The 16,503-nt window shown below is 64.0% G+C and carries 14 protein-coding genes; 10 read left to right on the top strand and 4 right to left on the bottom strand.

The genetic code is table 11. The features are described from left to right. Positions 1-65: 65 nt before the first annotated feature. The 4 genes from CXQ81_RS25295 to gap all read right to left on the bottom strand — a co-directional run bounded on the left by CXQ81_RS25295 (position 66) and on the right by gap (position 3,343). Positions 66-1,049: a FecR domain-containing protein gene (locus CXQ81_RS25295; RefSeq protein WP_007926304.1), complete on the bottom strand. Its 984-nt coding sequence runs from the start codon at positions 1,047-1,049 to the stop codon at positions 66-68. Positions 1,050-1,152: 103 nt separating this feature from the next. Next, complete coding sequence (locus CXQ81_RS25290) at positions 1,153-1,671, bottom strand: RNA polymerase sigma factor (RefSeq protein ID WP_007926306.1); 519 nt, start codon at positions 1,669-1,671, stop codon at positions 1,153-1,155. Positions 1,672-1,744: 73 nt separating this feature from the next. Next, the gene (locus tag CXQ81_RS25285; RefSeq protein WP_007926308.1) at positions 1,745-2,209 is read right to left on the bottom strand and encodes a methylglyoxal synthase; all 465 of its coding nucleotides are present in this window, start codon (positions 2,207-2,209) and stop codon (positions 1,745-1,747) included. Between the two features lie 129 nt (positions 2,210-2,338). Continuing rightward, positions 2,339-3,343, bottom strand: a complete 1,005-nt coding sequence (gap, locus tag CXQ81_RS25280; protein ID WP_007926310.1) for a type I glyceraldehyde-3-phosphate dehydrogenase — start codon at positions 3,341-3,343, stop codon at positions 2,339-2,341. 222 nt (positions 3,344-3,565) lie between these two features. Here gap and edd point away from each other — a divergent pair, with 222 nt between their 5' ends. The 10 genes from edd to CXQ81_RS25230 all read left to right on the top strand — a co-directional run bounded on the left by edd (position 3,566) and on the right by CXQ81_RS25230 (position 16,232). Beyond that, on the top strand, positions 3,566-5,392 hold the full coding sequence (gene edd / locus CXQ81_RS25275; RefSeq protein WP_007926313.1) for a phosphogluconate dehydratase: 1,827 nt from the start codon (positions 3,566-3,568) through the stop codon (positions 5,390-5,392). Further along, a complete protein-coding gene (locus CXQ81_RS25270; RefSeq protein ID WP_101338871.1) occupies positions 5,389-6,345 on the top strand; it encodes a glucokinase in 957 nt (318 codons plus the stop codon). Before edd ends, CXQ81_RS25270 begins: the two co-directional genes overlap by 4 nt. A gap of 221 nt (positions 6,346-6,566) precedes the next feature. Continuing rightward, positions 6,567-7,298, top strand: coding sequence for a response regulator (locus CXQ81_RS25265; protein ID WP_087090306.1), 732 nt, complete (start codon positions 6,567-6,569; stop codon positions 7,296-7,298). Positions 7,299-7,329: 31 nt separating this feature from the next. Then, positions 7,330-8,757, top strand: a complete 1,428-nt coding sequence (locus CXQ81_RS25260; protein WP_202949040.1) for an ATP-binding protein — start codon at positions 7,330-7,332, stop codon at positions 8,755-8,757. Between the two features lie 244 nt (positions 8,758-9,001). Further along, positions 9,002-10,261, top strand: a complete 1,260-nt coding sequence (locus tag CXQ81_RS25255; RefSeq protein WP_101338870.1) for an AGE family epimerase/isomerase — start codon at positions 9,002-9,004, stop codon at positions 10,259-10,261. Positions 10,262-10,379: 118 nt separating this feature from the next. Next, on the top strand, positions 10,380-11,687 hold the full coding sequence (locus CXQ81_RS25250) for an ABC transporter substrate-binding protein (protein WP_007926323.1): 1,308 nt from the start codon (positions 10,380-10,382) through the stop codon (positions 11,685-11,687). Positions 11,688-11,850: 163 nt separating this feature from the next. After that, positions 11,851-12,759 (top strand): carbohydrate ABC transporter permease, encoded by a 909-nt coding sequence (locus CXQ81_RS25245; protein ID WP_007926330.1) that lies wholly within the window; start codon positions 11,851-11,853, stop codon positions 12,757-12,759. Further along, entirely contained in the window at positions 12,752-13,597 is an 846-nt protein-coding gene (locus CXQ81_RS25240; RefSeq protein WP_007926331.1) for a carbohydrate ABC transporter permease, read from the top strand. The genes CXQ81_RS25245 and CXQ81_RS25240 overlap by 8 nt, the downstream gene beginning before the upstream one ends. A gap of 3 nt (positions 13,598-13,600) precedes the next feature. Continuing rightward, entirely contained in the window at positions 13,601-14,761 is a 1,161-nt protein-coding gene (locus CXQ81_RS25235) for an ABC transporter ATP-binding protein (RefSeq protein ID WP_007926334.1), read from the top strand. 121 nt (positions 14,762-14,882) lie between these two features. Then, on the top strand, positions 14,883-16,232 hold the full coding sequence (locus tag CXQ81_RS25230; protein WP_101338869.1) for a carbohydrate porin: 1,350 nt from the start codon (positions 14,883-14,885) through the stop codon (positions 16,230-16,232). Positions 16,233-16,503 lie beyond the last annotated feature (271 nt).

Here is a 16,503-nt window from a genome sequence, read left to right as displayed (position 1 = left end):
GAATCAATTGCATTGGCTATAACGAGACGAACGACCGACAGCGATCGCGTAAAAATAAATGCGTTTTAGTTGAGGATGACCAGCGCCGGGAATTCCTGCAGGCGTGCCGAGGTGATGTGAGCCAGGGAACGCACCACGTCCAGCGGCTGGTCGAGGCGGTAATTGCCGGTGACCGCGACATCGGCCAGGCGCTCGTTGTTGTTGACGATCCAGCCCGGGTAATACCGACGCAATTCGGCCAGCACCTGGTTCAGCGGGCAGTTCTCGAACACCAGCCGGCCCTGGACCCAGGCCAGGTCCTTGTCGAGGTCGAGCTTGGCCGGGCGGTCGAAACCGTTGGGGCCGATGCGGATGCTTTCGCCGGCCGACAGGCGCACCCGGGCATCGTCGTGGGTGGCGCGCAGGTCGACATCGCCGCGCTGCACCCGCACCTGGGCCACGCCGTCCAGGTAACGCACGGCGAAGGCGGTGTCGCGCACGCTGGCGCGTACCGGGCCGGCGTCGAGTTCCAGTGGCTGGCCGCGGCTGGCGGGGATCTCGAAGAAGGCTTCGCCCTGGTACAGGCGGGCCACGCGCTGGCGCTCGTCGATGCTGCTGGAGAAGGCCGAGTTGGTATTGAGCAGGACTTTCGAGCCGTCCTCCAGTTGCAGGCGCTGGCGCTCGCCGACCACGGTCAGGTGGTCGGCCTGCAGGCGCAGGGGCAGGTTGCTGAAACTGAACAGGCCGAGGATCAGCACCGCCGCGGTCGCCAGGGGCCGCCAGTGCGGACGCAGGCGCGACAGCAGGCTGAGCTTGGTTTTTTGCGTGTCCAGGTTTTGCGCGCAGCGCACCACTTGCGGGCCGTTCCAGATCGCCTGGGCCTTGTCGAAGGCTGCGCTGTGCAGGGGCGAGGCGTTCAGCCAGTCGTGGAATTGCCGGGTCTGCTCGGGGCTCGGGTTCTCCAGCAGGATCAGCCAGTCCAGGGCCTGGTCCATGGCCTGATCCGCAGTACGGCGAGTGGCTGTTTCCCCGTCCTGGGCGGTCGGCTGGGTGCGGTGGATGTCCGTCACGGGTGTTCCTCGGCTGTGTCTGTGCACGGCTGTTTTTTAGATGGAGAGCGCAGGGCGGTCAAGGGTAGCAAAGGGCCGCGGCTGATGCCCGCCCGGCTGGGCCTCAATGACCGTTCAAGCGCTCGGCGACGCCGATGCAGATGGCCATGATCAGCTTCAGCTCCTTTTGTACCGTGCTCTGGGAGACCTCGAGTTTCTCGGCGATTTCCAGGTAGCTGTGGCCGTGCAGGCGGCTGAGGATGAAGATCTGCTGTTGGCGCGGGCTGAGTTGGGCAAGGCTCATGTTCAGGCGTTCCAGCAACTGTTCGGCATGGGCGGCATCCTCGGCGCTGCTCAGGGGCGCGGCCACGCTTTCGACCACGTCCACCGGCACGTCTTCGAGCAGGGTGCGGGCCTGGATGCGTCGTGCGCGCAGGTGGTCGAGCGCCAGGTTGCGGGCGGTCTGGAAGACGAAGGGTTCGAGGTGGTCGATGGCCCGTTCGCTCAGGGCCCGGGTCACCCGCAGGTAGGTTTCCTGCAGCAGGTCCTCGGCGGTGCTGTGGTTGTTGACCATCCGCTCCAGCGTGCGCAGCAGCGAAACGCGCTGGGTGAGAAAGACGTGATTGAAGCGGGATTGGCTCACAACAGGACCTGGCTGATTTTTTCAGCAGATGATAATGCTTATCATCTACGTCGATGGTCAAGCCCTGAGTGAATCATCGACGCCCGGAGAGGTAGGCCGGGTAGTCCGGAATCCGGTAGCTGTGCGCCTGCTCCATCAGCGGGCTGCTGAGCAGGTAGTCGGCGCTGCATTCGTTGCAGGCCACGGGAATGTTCCAGACCGCCGCGACCCGTAGCAGGGCCTTGATGTCCGGATCGTGGGGCTGGGGTTCGAAGGGGTCCCAGAAGAACACCAGCATGTCCACCCGCTGCTCGGCGATCCGCGCGCCGAGTTGCTGGTCGCCGCCCAGGGGGCCGCTGATCATGCTTTCCACCGGCAGGCCGAGACGTTTGTGCAGCAACTGGCCGGTGGTGCCGGTGGCCAGCAGATCGTGCTCGGCGAGCCGGTCTTTCTGTCGCTCGGCCCAGTCGAGGAGGAAACTCTTGCAATGGTCGTGGGCCACCAGGGCGATGCGCTTGCGCGCCGCCATGCTGGCCTGGGTGAAGCTGATACCGATCATCGGTGGTGGCTCCGGGAGGGAGAGAGTCTGCAGGAGCTGCCGAGGCTGCGATCTTTGCGCGCTTGAACCTCGAATGTGAAGATCAAAAGATCGCAGCCTGCGGCAGCTCCCGCGCCGCAGGCCATGGGTTTACTCGGCGCTGCACAGGGCCAGGCAGTTATCCAGCATGCGGTTGGAGAAGCCCCACTCGTTGTCGTACCAGGCCAGGACCTTGAGCAGCTTGCCGCCGCTGACCTTGGTGTGATTGGCGTCGAAGATCGACGACAGCGGGTTGTGGTTGAAGTCGCTGGAAACCAGCGGCAGGCTGTTGTAGCCGAGGATCTTCGAGTGCTGGCTGGCGCTCTTGAGCAGGGCGTTGACCTCCTCGGCGGTGGTGTTGCGCTTGAGCTGCACGGTCAGGTCCACCAGCGATACGTTGATCACCGGGACGCGCACCGCCATGCCGGTCAGCTTGCCCGCCAGCTCCGGCAGCACCAGGCCCACGGCTTCGGCCGCGCCGGTCTTGCTCGGGATCATGTTCTGGGTGGCCGAACGGGCGCGGTACGGATCGCTGTGGTAGACGTCGGTCAGGTTCTGGTCGTTGGTGTAGGCGTGGATGGTGGTCATCAGCCCGCTTTCGATGCCCAGCTCGCGGTTCAGCACCTGGGCCACCGGCGCCAGGCAGTTGGTGGTGCACGAAGCGTTGGAAATGATCTGGTGCGACTGGCGCAGAATGTCGTGGTTCACGCCATACACCACGGTGGCGTCGGCGCCTTTGGCCGGGGCGGAAATAATCACTTTGCGGGCGCCGGCGCTGAGATGGGCGGCGGCCTTGGCACGGTCGGTGAACAGACCGGTGCATTCGAATACTACGTCAATCTTCTCGGCGGCCCAGGGCAGTTCGGCCGGATTGCGGATGGCGCTGACGGCGATCCGGTCGCCGTTGACGGTCAGGCTTTCCTGATCGTGCTGCACCTCGGCATCGAAGGTGCCGTGGACGGTGTCGTATTTGAGCAGGTGGGCATTGATCGAGCTATCACCCAGATCGTTGATGGCGACGATCTGCAGATCCTGACGATAGCCTTGGGTATAAAGTGCGCGCAGGACGTTGCGGCCGATGCGGCCAAAACCATTGATTGCGATTCGTAGAGTCATAGAAAAGCGCCTGCCGTAGTTTTGTTGTTGGAATTACAAGATTATTCGCAAAAAAATAGAAAACAAGCCTTTTTGATGGCAATATTTTGTTTTATCTACAACGAGTGACCTGAATCAACTGGTCCAAATGGTCAAGAAACCCTCTGCCATCCCCTGTGCCGCGGGCGTTTTGACCAGCATAGACAAACAGGTCGCCACATCCGTTAGCCTGGAGTTCTACACATGCATCCCCGCGTTCTTGAGGTCACCGAACGGCTTGTCGCCCGCAGTCGCGCCACTCGCGAGGCTTACCTCGCCCTGATCCGCGGCGCCGCCAGCGATGGCCCGCAACGGGGCAAGCTGCAGTGTGCGAACTTCGCCCACGGCGTTGCCGGCTGCGGCTCGGAAGACAAGCACAGCCTGCGCATGATGAATGCCGCCAACGTGGCGATTGTTTCGTCATATAACGACATGCTCTCGGCGCACCAGCCGTACGAGCACTTTCCCGAACAGATCAAGAAGGCCCTGCGCGAGATGGGCTCGGTCGGCCAGTTCGCCGGCGGCACGCCCGCCATGTGCGATGGCGTGACCCAGGGCGAGGCCGGCATGGAGCTGAGCCTGCCGAGCCGCGAGGTGATCGCGCTGTCCACCGCGGTGGCCTTGTCCCACAACATGTTCGACGCCGCGCTGATGCTCGGCATCTGCGACAAGATCGTCCCGGGCCTGATGATGGGCGCGTTGCGCTTCGGCCACCTGCCGACCATCTTCGTCCCGGGCGGGCCGATGCCGTCGGGCATTTCCAACAAGGAAAAGGCCGACGTGCGCCAGCGTTACGCCGAGGGCAAGGCGAGCCGCGAAGAGCTGCTGGAATCGGAGATGAAGTCCTACCACAGCCCGGGCACCTGCACCTTCTACGGCACCGCCAACACCAACCAGCTGCTGATGGAAGTCATGGGCCTGCACTTGCCGGGCGCGTCCTTCGTCAACCCTTACACGCCACTGCGCGACGCCCTGACCCATGAGGCGGCGCAGCAGGTCACCCGCCTGACCGCGCAGAGCGGCAACTTCACGCCGATCGGCGAGATCGTCGACGAGCGTTCGCTGGTCAACTCCATCGTTGCCCTGCACGCCACTGGCGGTTCGACCAACCACACCCTGCACATGCCGGCGATCGCCCAGGCCGCGGGCATCCAGCTGACCTGGCAGGACATGGCCGACCTCTCCGAGGTGGTGCCGACCCTGTCCCACGTCTATCCGAACGGCAAGGCCGACATCAACCACTTCCAGGCCGCGGGCGGCATGGCGTTCCTGATCCGCGAACTGCTGGAAGCCGGCCTGCTCCACGAAGACGTCAATACCGTGGCCGGCCGTGGCCTGAGCCGCTACACCCAGGAGCCGTTCCTGGACAACGGCAAGCTGGTGTGGCGCGACGGCCCGATCGAAAGCCTCGACGAAAACATCCTGCGCCCGGTGGCCCGCGCGTTCTCGCCGGAAGGCGGCCTGCGGGTGATGGAAGGCAACCTCGGTCGCGGGGTGATGAAAGTCTCCGCCGTGGCGTTGCAGCACCAGATCGTCGAAGCGCCGGCGGTGGTGTTCCAGGACCAGCAGGACCTGGCCGATGCGTTCAAGGCCGGCGAGCTGGAGAAAGACTTCGTGGCGGTGATGCGCTTCCAGGGCCCGCGCTCCAACGGCATGCCGGAACTGCACAAGATGACGCCGTTCCTCGGTGTGTTGCAGGACCGCGGCTTCAAGGTCGCGCTGGTTACCGACGGGCGCATGTCCGGGGCCTCGGGCAAGATCCCGGCGGCGATCCACGTCAGCCCGGAAGCCCAGGTCGGCGGCGCGCTGGCGCGAGTACGCGACGGCGACATCATTCGCGTGGATGGCGTAAAGGGCACGCTGGAGCTTAAGGTAGACGCCGACGAATTCGCCGCCCGCGAGCCGGCCAAGGGCCTGCTGGGCAACAACGTCGGCAGCGGCCGCGAATTGTTCGGTTTCATGCGCATGGCCTTCAGCTCGGCGGAGCAGGGCGCCAGCGCCTTTACCTCTGCTCTGGAGAACCTTAAGTGAAGTTAGCGCTGGTCGGTGACATTGGTGGAACCAATGCGCGTTTTGCGTTGTGGAAAGACCAGCGCCTGGAGTCGATCCAGGTGCTGGCGACGGCGGACCACGCCAGCCCGGAAGAAGCCATCGGCGTCTACCTGGGCGGCCTCGGCCTGGCGCCGGGTGCGATCGGCGCGGTGTGCCTGTCGGTGGCCGGCCCGGTCGGCGGCGACGAATTTCGTTTTACCAACAACCACTGGCGCCTGAGCCGCAAGGCCTTCTGCCAGACCTTGCAGGTCGACGAGCTGCTGCTGGTCAATGACTTCTCGGCCATGGCCCTGGGCATGACCCGCCTGCAGCCCGGCGAGTTCCGGGTGGTTTGCGAAGGCACCGCCGAGCCGTTGCGCCCGGCGGTGGTGATCGGGCCGGGCACCGGCTTGGGCGTCGGCACCCTGCTGGATCTGGGCGAAGGCCGCTGGGCCGCCTTGCCGGGCGAGGGCGGGCATGTCGACCTGCCGTTGAGCAGCCCGCGGGAAACCCAGTTGTGGCAGCACCTCTACAGCGAGATCGGCCACGTCAGCGCCGAGACCGCGCTCAGCGGCGGCGGCTTGCCCCGGGTGTACCGGGCGATCTGCGCGGTGGATGGGCACGAGCCGCTGCTCGACACCCCGGAAGCCATCACCGCCGCGGGCCTGGCCGGCGACCCCATCGCCCTGGAAGTGCTCGAGCAGTTCTGCTGCTGGCTGGGCCGGGTGGCGGGCAACAACGTGCTGACCACCGGTGCGCGCGGTGGCGTGTACATCGTCGGCGGGGTGATCCCGCGGTTCGCCGACTTTTTCGTCGAAAGCGGTTTTGCCCGTTGTTTTGCCGACAAGGGCTGCATGAGCGATTACTTCAAGGGCATTCCGGTGTGGCTGGTGACGGCGCCGTACTCGGGCCTGACTGGTGCCGGAGTGGCGCTGGAGCAGGCGTTTGCCTGATCCAGTGCACTACATCCGTAGCCGCTGCCGAGCCTGCGAGGCTGCGATAAGGCCGAAGGCCTTCAGCGATCTTTAAATCCCTGCGCCCGCTTTGTCGGAATGCCGCCCAGGTCGATCGCAGCCTCGCGGGCTCGGCAGCGGCTACAGAGCCTTGGTATCTACGTTTCGTTGATCGGTAAGGCATAATCCGGCCCCATCCATAACAACAAAGGACGGCCCGCGTGAGTTCAGTCAGTAAGTCGATCTTGTTGGTTGATGACGATCAGGAAATCCGCGAGCTGCTGGAGACCTACCTCAGTCGCGCCGGCTTCCAGGTCCGCAGCACGCCCAACGGCGCCGGTTTTCGCCAGGCGCTGAACGAGGCGCCGAGCGACCTGGTGATTCTCGACGTGATGCTGCCGGACGAAGACGGCTTCAGCCTGTGCCGCTGGATTCGCCAGCATCCGCGGGTCGGCCAGGTGCCGATCATCATGCTCACCGCCAGCTCCGACGAAGCCGACCGGGTGATCGGCCTGGAGTTGGGGGCCGACGATTACCTGGGCAAGCCCTTCAGCCCTCGCGAGTTGCAGGCGCGGATCAAGGCCCTGTTGCGCCGTGCGCAGTTCGGCCAGGAGCGCACCGGCGGCGAGGTGCTGTGCTTCGACGAGTGGCGCCTGGACATGGTCAGCCACCGGCTGTTCCACAACGACGGCGAGGAAGTGATCCTCTCCGGCGCTGACTTCGCCCTGCTCAAGCTGTTCCTCGACCACCCCCAGGAAATCCTCGACCGCGACACCATCGGCAATGCCACCCGCGGCCGTGAGCTGATGCCCCTGGACCGTATCGTCGACATGGCGGTCAGCCGCCTGCGCCAGCGCCTACGCGATACCGAGAAGCCGCCGCGGCTGATCCGCACCGTGCGCGGCAGCGGTTACCAGTTGGCAGCCAATGTGGTTGCCGGCAATGCTCACTGAGTGGCCGCGCAAGCTGCTGGCGCGGGTGCCGGTGCCGCGTTCGCTGCTGGGCCGGATGTTGCTGCTGACGCTGCTGGCGGTGTTGTTCGCGCAAACCTTGTCCAGCGTGATCTGGGTGTCGCAATTGCGCGCCACCCAGCTCGAAGGCCTGGTCACCAGCGCCCGCAGCCTGGCCCATTCGATGACCGCCAGTGTCAGCTACTTTCGCTCGCTGCCGGTGGCGTACCGGCCGCTGGTGCTCGACCAGTTGCGCAGCATGGGCGGCACCCGTTTTGTCGTGACCCTCAACGACAAGCCGCTGGGCATGGAAGTGCTGCCGATCACGCCACGCAAGCAGGCGGTGCTCAAGGCGGTGGAGGAAGTGCTGCGCCAGTCCCTGGGCAACGATGCCTACATCTCGGTGACCTTCGTCAGCCCCGAGGACCTGCGGATTTTCAACGGCGGCCTGAAACTCGATGAGTTGCCGCGCTCCTGGGCCCACTACGCCCTGACCCTGGAACCGGTGAACCCGCCGGTGCTGGTCACCCAGATCCAGATGGCGCCGGGCGAGTGGCTGTACATCGCCTCGTTGTTGCCCGAGCCCTACACCAGCCTCGAAGAACAGGGGCTGCCGGCGCAGCAGGTGTGGTTCATCGTGCTCACCAGCGGTTTCCTGCTGCTGTTCATCGGCCTGCTGGTGCATTGGCAGAGCCGGCCGCTCAAGCGCCTGGCGCGGGCCGCGCGGGACATGTCCCTGGGCGCCGATGTGCAGCCGGTGGCCGAAGGCGGCGGCAGCGAAGTGGTGGAAGTCGGCCGGGCCTTCAATGCCATGCGCGAGCGCATCAGCCGTTACCTGACCGAACGCAGCCAGCTGTTCAGTGCGATTTCCCACGACCTGCGCACGCCCATCACCCGCCTGCGGCTGCGGGTCGAACTGCTGGAGGACGAGCAGTTGCAAACCAAGTTCGGCCGCGACCTGGATGAGCTGGAGTTGCTGGTCAAGGGCGCGCTGCAATGCGTCAAGGACACCGATATCCATGAGAACATCGAGCCGGTGGACCTCAACCAGGTGCTCGACTGCCTGGTGGAGCCTTACCTGGCGCCCAACGGCAACGGCCGCGTGACCCAGCAGGGGCGGGCGCTGGCGCCTTATCCGGGCAAGCCCCTGGCGCTCAAGCGCTGCATGGGCAACCTGATCGACAACGCGCTGAAGTACGGGCAGAACGCCCACCTGCACATCGACGACGATGCCAATGCGTTCATCCTGCATGTCGACGACGAAGGCCCGGGCGTGCCGGAGCAGCGCCTGGAGCAGGTGTTCGAGCCGCACTTCCGCCTGTCCGGCCAGCAGCAGGGCTACGGCCTGGGCCTGGGCATCGCGCGCAACATCGCCCACAGCCATGGCGGCGAGGTCAGCCTGCAGAACCTGCGCGAAGGCGGTTTGCGCGTGACCCTGTACCTGCCGCGCTCCATGGATTGATGCCCTTGTAGCCGCTGGCGAAGCCTGCGCCCGACCGCGTAGCGGTCGTAAAACGTTATGCCGCGCTAGGCTGTATGACCGAGGCGTCGGTTTTGCGAGCCCTGCGGTCTCGAGCGCAGCCTGCGGCAGCGGCTACAAGGTTGTTTGTCACGGCTTGGTGACATTTCCTGTGACCTTCGTTACCTGCCCGCGCGAACCCGTTGTTTAGACTCAAGGCCCTGATAAGAACAACAACAGGTTCGCCATGAACACTATTCCACTGACGTTCAGCAGCTGGCTGAACGCTCCTGCCCATCATCAATGGCTGGCCGCCGAAGGCCAGCGCCTGCTGGGGTTCGCCCGCGCGGCACGGCTGCCCGAAGGCTTCGGCGACCTGGACGAGCGCGGGCGCCTGCCGAGCGGTGCCCGCGCCGGCACCATGAACACCGCGCGCATGACCCACAGTTTCGCCATGGCCCATATCCAGGGCATTCCCGGCTACGCCGCGCTGGTGGACCACGGCATCGCCGCGCTCAACGGTGCGCTGCGCGATGGCCAGTACGGCGGCTGGTTCGCCAGCCCCGGACAGGGCGACGGCAATAGCGGCAAGGCCGCCTACCTGCATGCCTTCGTCGCCCTGGCGGCGAGTTCCGCGGTGGTGGCCGCGCGCCCCGGCGCCGAGGCCTTGCTGGCGGAGGCGATCCGGGTCATCGAAACGCATTTCTGGAGCGAGGAGGAGGGCGCGATGCGCGAGTCCTTCAACCGTGACTGGAGCGGCGAGGAGGCCTATCGCGGCGCCAACAGCAACATGCACGCCACCGAGGCGTTCCTCGCCCTGGCCGATGTCACCCAGGACCCGCGCTGGCTCAACCGTGCCCTGCACATTGTCGAGCGGGTCATCCATGAGCACGCCGCCGCCGGCGATTACCGGGTCATCGAGCATTTCGACCGGCAGTGGCAGCCGCTGCCGGATTACAACCAGGAACATCCGGCCGACGGTTTCCGCCCCTATGGCACCACCCCCGGGCACGCCTTCGAGTGGGCCCGCCTGCTGCTGCACCTGGAAGCCGCGCGCTGCCAGGCCGGCATGCTCAGCCCCGGCTGGCTGCTGCTGGATGCCCAGAAACTCTTCGAGAATGCCTGCCGTGACGCCTGGGACGTCGATGGCGCGCCGGGCATCGTCTACACCCTGGACTGGCAGCAGCGCCCCGTGGTGCGCCAGCGCCTGCACTGGACCCACGCCGAGGCCGCGGCGGCGGCCAGTGCCTTGCTGCAACGCACCGGGGAGGCGCAGTACGAAACCTGGTATCGGCGCTTCTGGGAGTTCACTGCCGAGCATTTCATCGACCCGCTGCACGGCAGCTGGCATCACGAGCTGGATAGCAACAACAGGCCCAGCGCCGAGATCTGGGCCGGCAAGCCGGACCTGTATCACGCCTGGCAGGCGGTGCTGATTCCGCGCCTGCCCCTGGCACCGAGCATGGCATCGGCCTTGGCCGAAGTGTCTAGACTGGGCATTGTGTAACCATATGGTGACATTCGCGCATCCCTTCGTTACCTGCGCGGGTGGGTCCCCTGTTTAGAATCCTATGCAGCGCAAGCACCAGACTTGCATGCATAACAACAAGAAAGGTACACCTCAGATGAATGCGATTTCTCGTCTAGCTGCTGTCATTTCCGTTGCCTCGTTGTTTCCCCTCAGTGCGTTCCCTCTCGTTTCCGTTGCCGCCGATGCCAAAGGTTCCGTGGAAGTCGTCCACTGGTGGACTTCCGGCGGTGAAAAAGCGGCGGTCGATGTGCTCAAGGCCCAAGTCGAAAAAGACGGTTTCACCTGGAAAGACGGCGCAGTCGCCGGCGGTGGCGGTGCCACGGCCATGACCGTGCTGAAAAGCCGCGCCGTTTCCGGCAACCCGCCGGGCGTTGCCCAGATCAAGGGCCCGGACATCCAGGAGTGGGGCAGCACCGGCCTGCTCAGCACCGACGCGCTGAAAGACGTGGCCAAGTCGGAAAACTGGGACGGCCTGCTTTCCAAGAAAGTCTCCGACACCGTGAAGTACGAAGGTGACTATGTCGCGGTGCCGGTGAACATCCACCGCGTCAACTGGCTGTGGATCAACCCGGAAGTCTTCAAGAAGGCCGGGATCGACAAGGCCCCGACCACCCTCGAAGAATTCTATGCCGCCGGCGACAAGCTCAAGGCCGCCGGCTTCATCGCCCTGGCCCATGGCGGCCAGCCATGGCAGGACAGCACCGTGTTCGAAGACGTGGTGCTCTCGGTCATGGGCGCCGATGGCTACAAGAAAGCCCTGGTCGACCTGGACCAGAAAACCCTCGCCGGCCCGGAGATGACCAAGGCTTTCACCGAGCTGAAGAAAGTCACCGGCTACATGGACCCGAACCGCGCCGGGCGTGACTGGAACATCGCTGCCGCCGACGTCATCAACGGCAAGGCCGGCATGCAGATGATGGGCGACTGGGCCAAGAGCGAGTGGACCGCGGCGAAGAAAGTCGCCGGCAAGGACTACCAATGCGTGGCCTTCCCGGGCACCGACAAAGCCTTCACCTACAACATCGACTCCCTGGCGGTGTTCAAGCTCAAGGCCGATCGCAAAGGCGATATCGCCGCGCAGCAGGACCTGGCCAAGGTCGCCCTGGGCAAGGACTTCCAGAAGGTCTTCAGCATCAACAAGGGTTCGATTCCGGTGCGCACCGACATGCTCAACGACATGGCCGCGCAAGGCTTCGACTCCTGCGCCCAGGCGGCGGCCAAGGACTTCCTGGCCGACGACAAGACCGGCGGCCTGCAACCGAGCATGGCGCACAACATGGCCACCTCCCTGGCCGTGCAGGGCGCGATCTTCGATGTGGTGACCAACTTCATGAACGACAAGGACGCGGACCCGGCCAAGGCCAGTGCGCAGCTGGCATCAGCCGTCAAGGCCGCCCAGTAAGGTCCGGTGCCGCAGGCTAGCCTGCGGCTGTTCCTGAGAGCGCTCTTCCCCTGCAGGAGCGAGGCTCGCCCGCGAAAGCGTCGTACCTGACACGACGCGTGATCGTTCATCGCGAGCAAGCTTCGCTCCTGCAGATACTCACTCCTTCAACTGGATTATCCCGATGAGCTCTGTGGCGGTTTTCAGCAAAGCCTCACCGTTCGACGCGCTGCAGCGCTGGCTCCCCAAGTTGGTCCTGGCGCCAAGCATGCTGATCGTCCTGGTCGGTTTTTACGGTTACATCATCTGGACGTTCATTCTGTCCTTCACCAACTCCAGCTTCATGCCGAGCTACAAGTGGGTCGGCCTGCAGCAATACATGCGCCTGATGGACAACGACCGCTGGTGGGTGGCGAGCAAGAACCTGGCGCTGTTCGGCGGCATGTTCATCGGCATCAGCCTGGTGCTCGGCGTGTTCCTGGCGGTGCTGCTGGACCAGCGCATCCGCAGGGAAGGCTTTATCCGCACCGTCTACCTGTACCCGATGGCGCTGTCGATGATCGTCACCGGCACCGCCTGGAAATGGCTGCTCAACCCCGGCCTGGGCCTGGACAAGATGCTGCGTGACTGGGGCTGGGAAGGCTTTCGCCTGGACTGGCTGGTGGATCAGGATCGCGTGGTGTACTGCCTGGTGATCGCCGCCGTGTGGCAGGCCTCCGGCTTTGTCATGGCGATGTTCCTCGCCGGCTTGCGCGGCGTCGACCAGTCGATCATCCGCGCCGCCCAGGTCGATGGCGCGAGCCTGCCGACCATCTACCTGAAGATTGTCCTGCCGAGCCTGCGCCCGGTGTTCTTCAGCGCCTTCATGATCCTCGCGCACATCGCGATCAAGAGCTTCGACCTGGTGGCGGCGATGACCGCCGGTGGCCCTGGCTACTCGTCCGACCTGCCGGCGATGTTCATGTATTCCTTCACCTTCAGCCGTGGGCAGATGGGCATAGGTTCGGCCAGCGCCATGCTGATGCTGGGCGCGGTGCTGACCATCCTGGTGCCGTACCTGTACTCCGAACTGCGAGGCAAACGCCATGACTAACCAGCTCGGAAAACCTGCGCTGAACTTCAGCCGCATCGCCATCTACGCCACCTTGCTGCTGGCCGCGGCGGTGTACCTGGTGCCGTTGGTGGTGATGCTGCTCACCAGCTTCAAGACCCCGGAAGACATCCGCACCGGCAACCTGCTGAGCTGGCCGGCCGTGATCGACGGCATCGGCTGGATCAAGGCCTGGGATACCGTGGGCGGCTACTTCTGGAACTCGGTGAAGATCACCGTGCCGGCGGTGATCATCTCGACCTTCGTCGGCGCGATGAACGGCTACGTGCTGTCGATGTGGCGCTTTCGTGGTTCGCAGCTGTTCTTCGGCCTGCTGCTGTTCGGCTGCTTCCTGCCGTTCCAGACCGTGCTGCTGCCGGCGTCCTTCACCCTCGGCAAGTTCGGCCTGGCCAACACCACCAGCGGCCTGGTGCTGGTGCACGTGGTCTACGGGCTGGCGTTCACCACGTTGTTCTTCCGCAACTACTACGTGAGCATCCCGGACGCCCTGGTCAAGGCCGCGCGCCTGGACGGCGCGGGCTTCTTCACCATCTTCGGCAAGATCCTGCTGCCGATGTCGGTGCCGATCGTCATGGTCTGCCTGATCTGGCAGTTCACTCAGATCTGGAACGATTTCCTGTTCGGCGTGGTGTTCGCCAGCGGCGATGCGCAACCGATCACCGTGGCCTTGAACAACCTGGTCAACACCAGCACCGGGACCAAGGAATACAACGTTGATATGGCGGCGGCGATGATCGCCGGGCTGCCGACACTGCTGGTCTACATATTCGCTGGCAAGTATTTCCTGCGTGGGCTGACGTCCGGCGCGGTCAAGGGGTAAAAGATGGCAACTCTCGAATTACGCAACGTCAACAAGACCTACGGCAGCGGCTTGCCGGACACCCTGAAGAACATCGAACTGAAGATCGATGACGGTGAGTTCCTGATTCTCGTGGGGCCCTCGGGCTGCGGTAAATCCACCCTGATGAACTGCATCGCCGGCCTGGAAAACATCAGCGGCGGGGCGATCCTGGTGGACGACGCCGACATCAGCGGCATGAGCCCGAAAGACCGTGACATCGCCATGGTGTTCCAGTCCTACGCGCTGTACCCGACCATGAGCGTGCGCGACAACATTGCCTTCGGCCTGAAGATCCGCAAGATGCCGGCCGCCGAGATCGACGAGGAAGTGGCGCGGGTGGCCAAGCTGCTGCAGATCGAACACCTGCTCAGCCGCAAGCCCGGCCAGCTGTCCGGCGGCCAGCAACAGCGCGTGGCCATGGGCCGGGCCCTGGCGCGGCGGCCGAAGATCTACCTGTTCGACGAACCGCTGTCCAACCTCGATGCCAAGCTGCGGGTCGAGATGCGCACCGAAATGAAACTGATGCACCAGCGCCTGAAAACCACCACGGTCTACGTCACCCACGACCAGATCGAAGCCATGACCCTGGGCGACAAGGTGGCGGTGATGAAGGACGGCATCATCCAGCAGTTCGGTACTCCGAAACAGATCTACAACGACCCGGCCAACCTGTTCGTGGCCAGCTTCATCGGCTCGCCGCCGATGAACTTCATCCCCCTGCGCCTGCAGCGCAAGGACGGCCGCCTGCTGGCCCTGCTGGACAGCGGCCAGGCCCGTTGCGAGCTGCCGTTGGGCATGCAGGACGCCGGCCTGGAAGACCGTGAAGTGATACTCGGCATCCGCCCGGAGCAGATCAGCCTGGCGAACGGCGAGGGCAACGGCCTGCCAACCTTGCGCGCCGAGGTCCAGGTTACCGAGCCGACCGGTCCCGACACCCTGGTGTTCGTCAACCTCAACGGCACCAAGGTCTGCTGCCGCCTGGCGCCGGATGTGGCGCCGCAGGTCGGCGAAACCCTGACCCTGCAATTCGATCCGGCCAAGGTTCTGCTGTTCGATGCCAAGAGTGGCGAGCGCCTGGGGGTTGCGGCCCCTGCGCAGGCCGAAGCCCATGCCAGCAACGTGGCGCAGTTCAAGGGGCGTTGAAGCCCGCGTCATTGGAGCAAGGACATACCGAATGCGCGGCGGATGGCCTGTCATCCGTCGCATCAGGTGTAAACCGCGTTAGAGAAAAACAGTTAATAACAATAAAGACGAGGATGTAGGGATGAAAAAGAAGAGCACCAATGCACGCTTGATCTGCCAGTTGTCAGCGATTGCGGCAATGACCCTGGCCGGTAGCGCGCACGCTGACGAAGCGTTCAGCGCCGATTCGAAATGGATGACCGGCGACTGGGGTGGCGAGCGGACCAAACTGCTCGAGAAAGGGATCGACATCAAAGCCGATTACGTTGGCGAAATGGGCGCCAACCTGCACGGCGGCTACAACGACGACAAGACCGGGCGCTACAGCGACCAGTTCGGCCTGGGCGTGGCCCTGGACCTGGAAAAACTGTGGGGCTGGGATAACACCCAGGCGAAGATCCAGTTGACCAACCGTAACGGCCAGAACATCTCCAATGACCGTATCGGCGATCCGCGTGCCGGCACCCTGAGCTCTTCCCAGGAAGTCTACGGCCGTGGCCACATGGTGCGTCTGACCCAATTGTGGATCCAGCACCAGTTCCTCGACGGCAAGCTCGACGTCAAGGCCGGTTACTTCGGCGAAGGCGAAGACTTCAACACCTTCCCCTGCGACTTCCAGAACCTGGCGTTCTGCGGCTCCCAGGTGGGCAACTGGGCGACCAACATCTGGTACAACTGGCCGGTCAGCCAGGCGGCACTGCGGGTGAAGTACCACATCACCCCTGAGCTGTATGCGCAGATCGGTGCGTACAACCAGAACCCGTCGCAACTGGAGCACGGCAACGGCTTCAAGCTCAGCGGCAGCGGTACCAAGGGCACCGTCCTGCCGGTCGAGCTGGTCTGGTCGCCGAAGGTCAACAACCTGCCGGGCGAGTACCGCGTCGGTTACTACAAGAGCACCGCCGATGCCAGTGACGTGCGCGAGGACGTCAATGGCCGGGACGCTGCGGTCACCGGCGACAGCTATCGCGTGCACAGCAGCAAGCACGGCTACTGGTTCGTCGGGCAGCAGCAACTCACCACCCACAACGGCGATGCGACCCGCGGTCTGAACATCGCGGCCAATGCCACGTTCCACGACAAGGACACCAACTTCATCGACAACTACCAGTCGCTGATGCTGGTGTACAAGGGCCCGTTCGACGCACGTCCGAAGGATGACGTCGGCATTGGTTTCGCCCGTATCCATGTCAACGACGACGTGAAGAAAAACGCCCAGTTGCTCAATGACACCAACGGTGTCAGCAACTACGACGATCCGCTGTTCTCGCCGATCCGCGAGACTGAGTACAACTACGAAATCAACTACGGCTTCCATGTCACCAACTGGCTGACCGTGCGTCCCAACCTGCAGTACATCACCCATCCAGGCGGTGTGGATGAAGTCGACAACGCCCTGGTGGCCGGCCTGAAAATTCAGTCGGTGTTCTAAGGTCTGTACGAAAAGTCGGCGAGCGAAGGTCAGGCAAGGCAAAAACAGGCGAGGAACGGCCGGGGTCGCGCTCGACTGTAGGGGCCTACATGAGCATTCCGAGCCTGTTTTTAACGCAGCATGACCGAGCGCAGCCACTTTTCGTACAGAGCTTAACGCTGTTGCGATAAGCTCCTCCTCTATGTGCGCATTTTTGCGGATGGCCTTGGCTATCCGCTTTTTTTTGCGGGACAATTCGCCCCCTGTAGCCGCTGCCGCAGGCTGCGATAAG

The sequence above is a fragment of the Pseudomonas sp. 09C 129 genome (assembly GCF_002843625.1).
GTDB lineage: Bacteria > Pseudomonadota > Gammaproteobacteria > Pseudomonadales > Pseudomonadaceae > Aquipseudomonas > Aquipseudomonas chlororaphis.
Note: the sequence above shows the minus strand (reverse complement) of the source record. Positions and strands in the feature narration are given on the sequence as shown.

Coding starts and splice junctions, on each gene's coding strand:
- CXQ81_RS25285 (WP_007926308.1), bottom strand. CDS start 2,209: ATGATCGGTATCAGCTTCACCCAGGCCAGCATGGCGGCGCGCAAGCGC.
- CXQ81_RS25240 (WP_007926331.1), top strand. CDS start 12,752: ATGACTAACCAGCTCGGAAAACCTGCGCTGAACTTCAGCCGCATCGCC.
- CXQ81_RS25235 (WP_007926334.1), top strand. CDS start 13,601: ATGGCAACTCTCGAATTACGCAACGTCAACAAGACCTACGGCAGCGGC.
- CXQ81_RS25255 (WP_101338870.1), top strand. CDS start 9,002: ATGAACACTATTCCACTGACGTTCAGCAGCTGGCTGAACGCTCCTGCC.
- CXQ81_RS25250 (WP_007926323.1), top strand. CDS start 10,380: ATGAATGCGATTTCTCGTCTAGCTGCTGTCATTTCCGTTGCCTCGTTG.
- gap (WP_007926310.1), bottom strand. CDS start 3,343: ATGACTCTACGAATCGCAATCAATGGTTTTGGCCGCATCGGCCGCAAC.
- CXQ81_RS25245 (WP_007926330.1), top strand. CDS start 11,851: ATGAGCTCTGTGGCGGTTTTCAGCAAAGCCTCACCGTTCGACGCGCTG.
- CXQ81_RS25230 (WP_101338869.1), top strand. CDS start 14,883: ATGAAAAAGAAGAGCACCAATGCACGCTTGATCTGCCAGTTGTCAGCG.
- edd (WP_007926313.1), top strand. CDS start 3,566: ATGCATCCCCGCGTTCTTGAGGTCACCGAACGGCTTGTCGCCCGCAGT.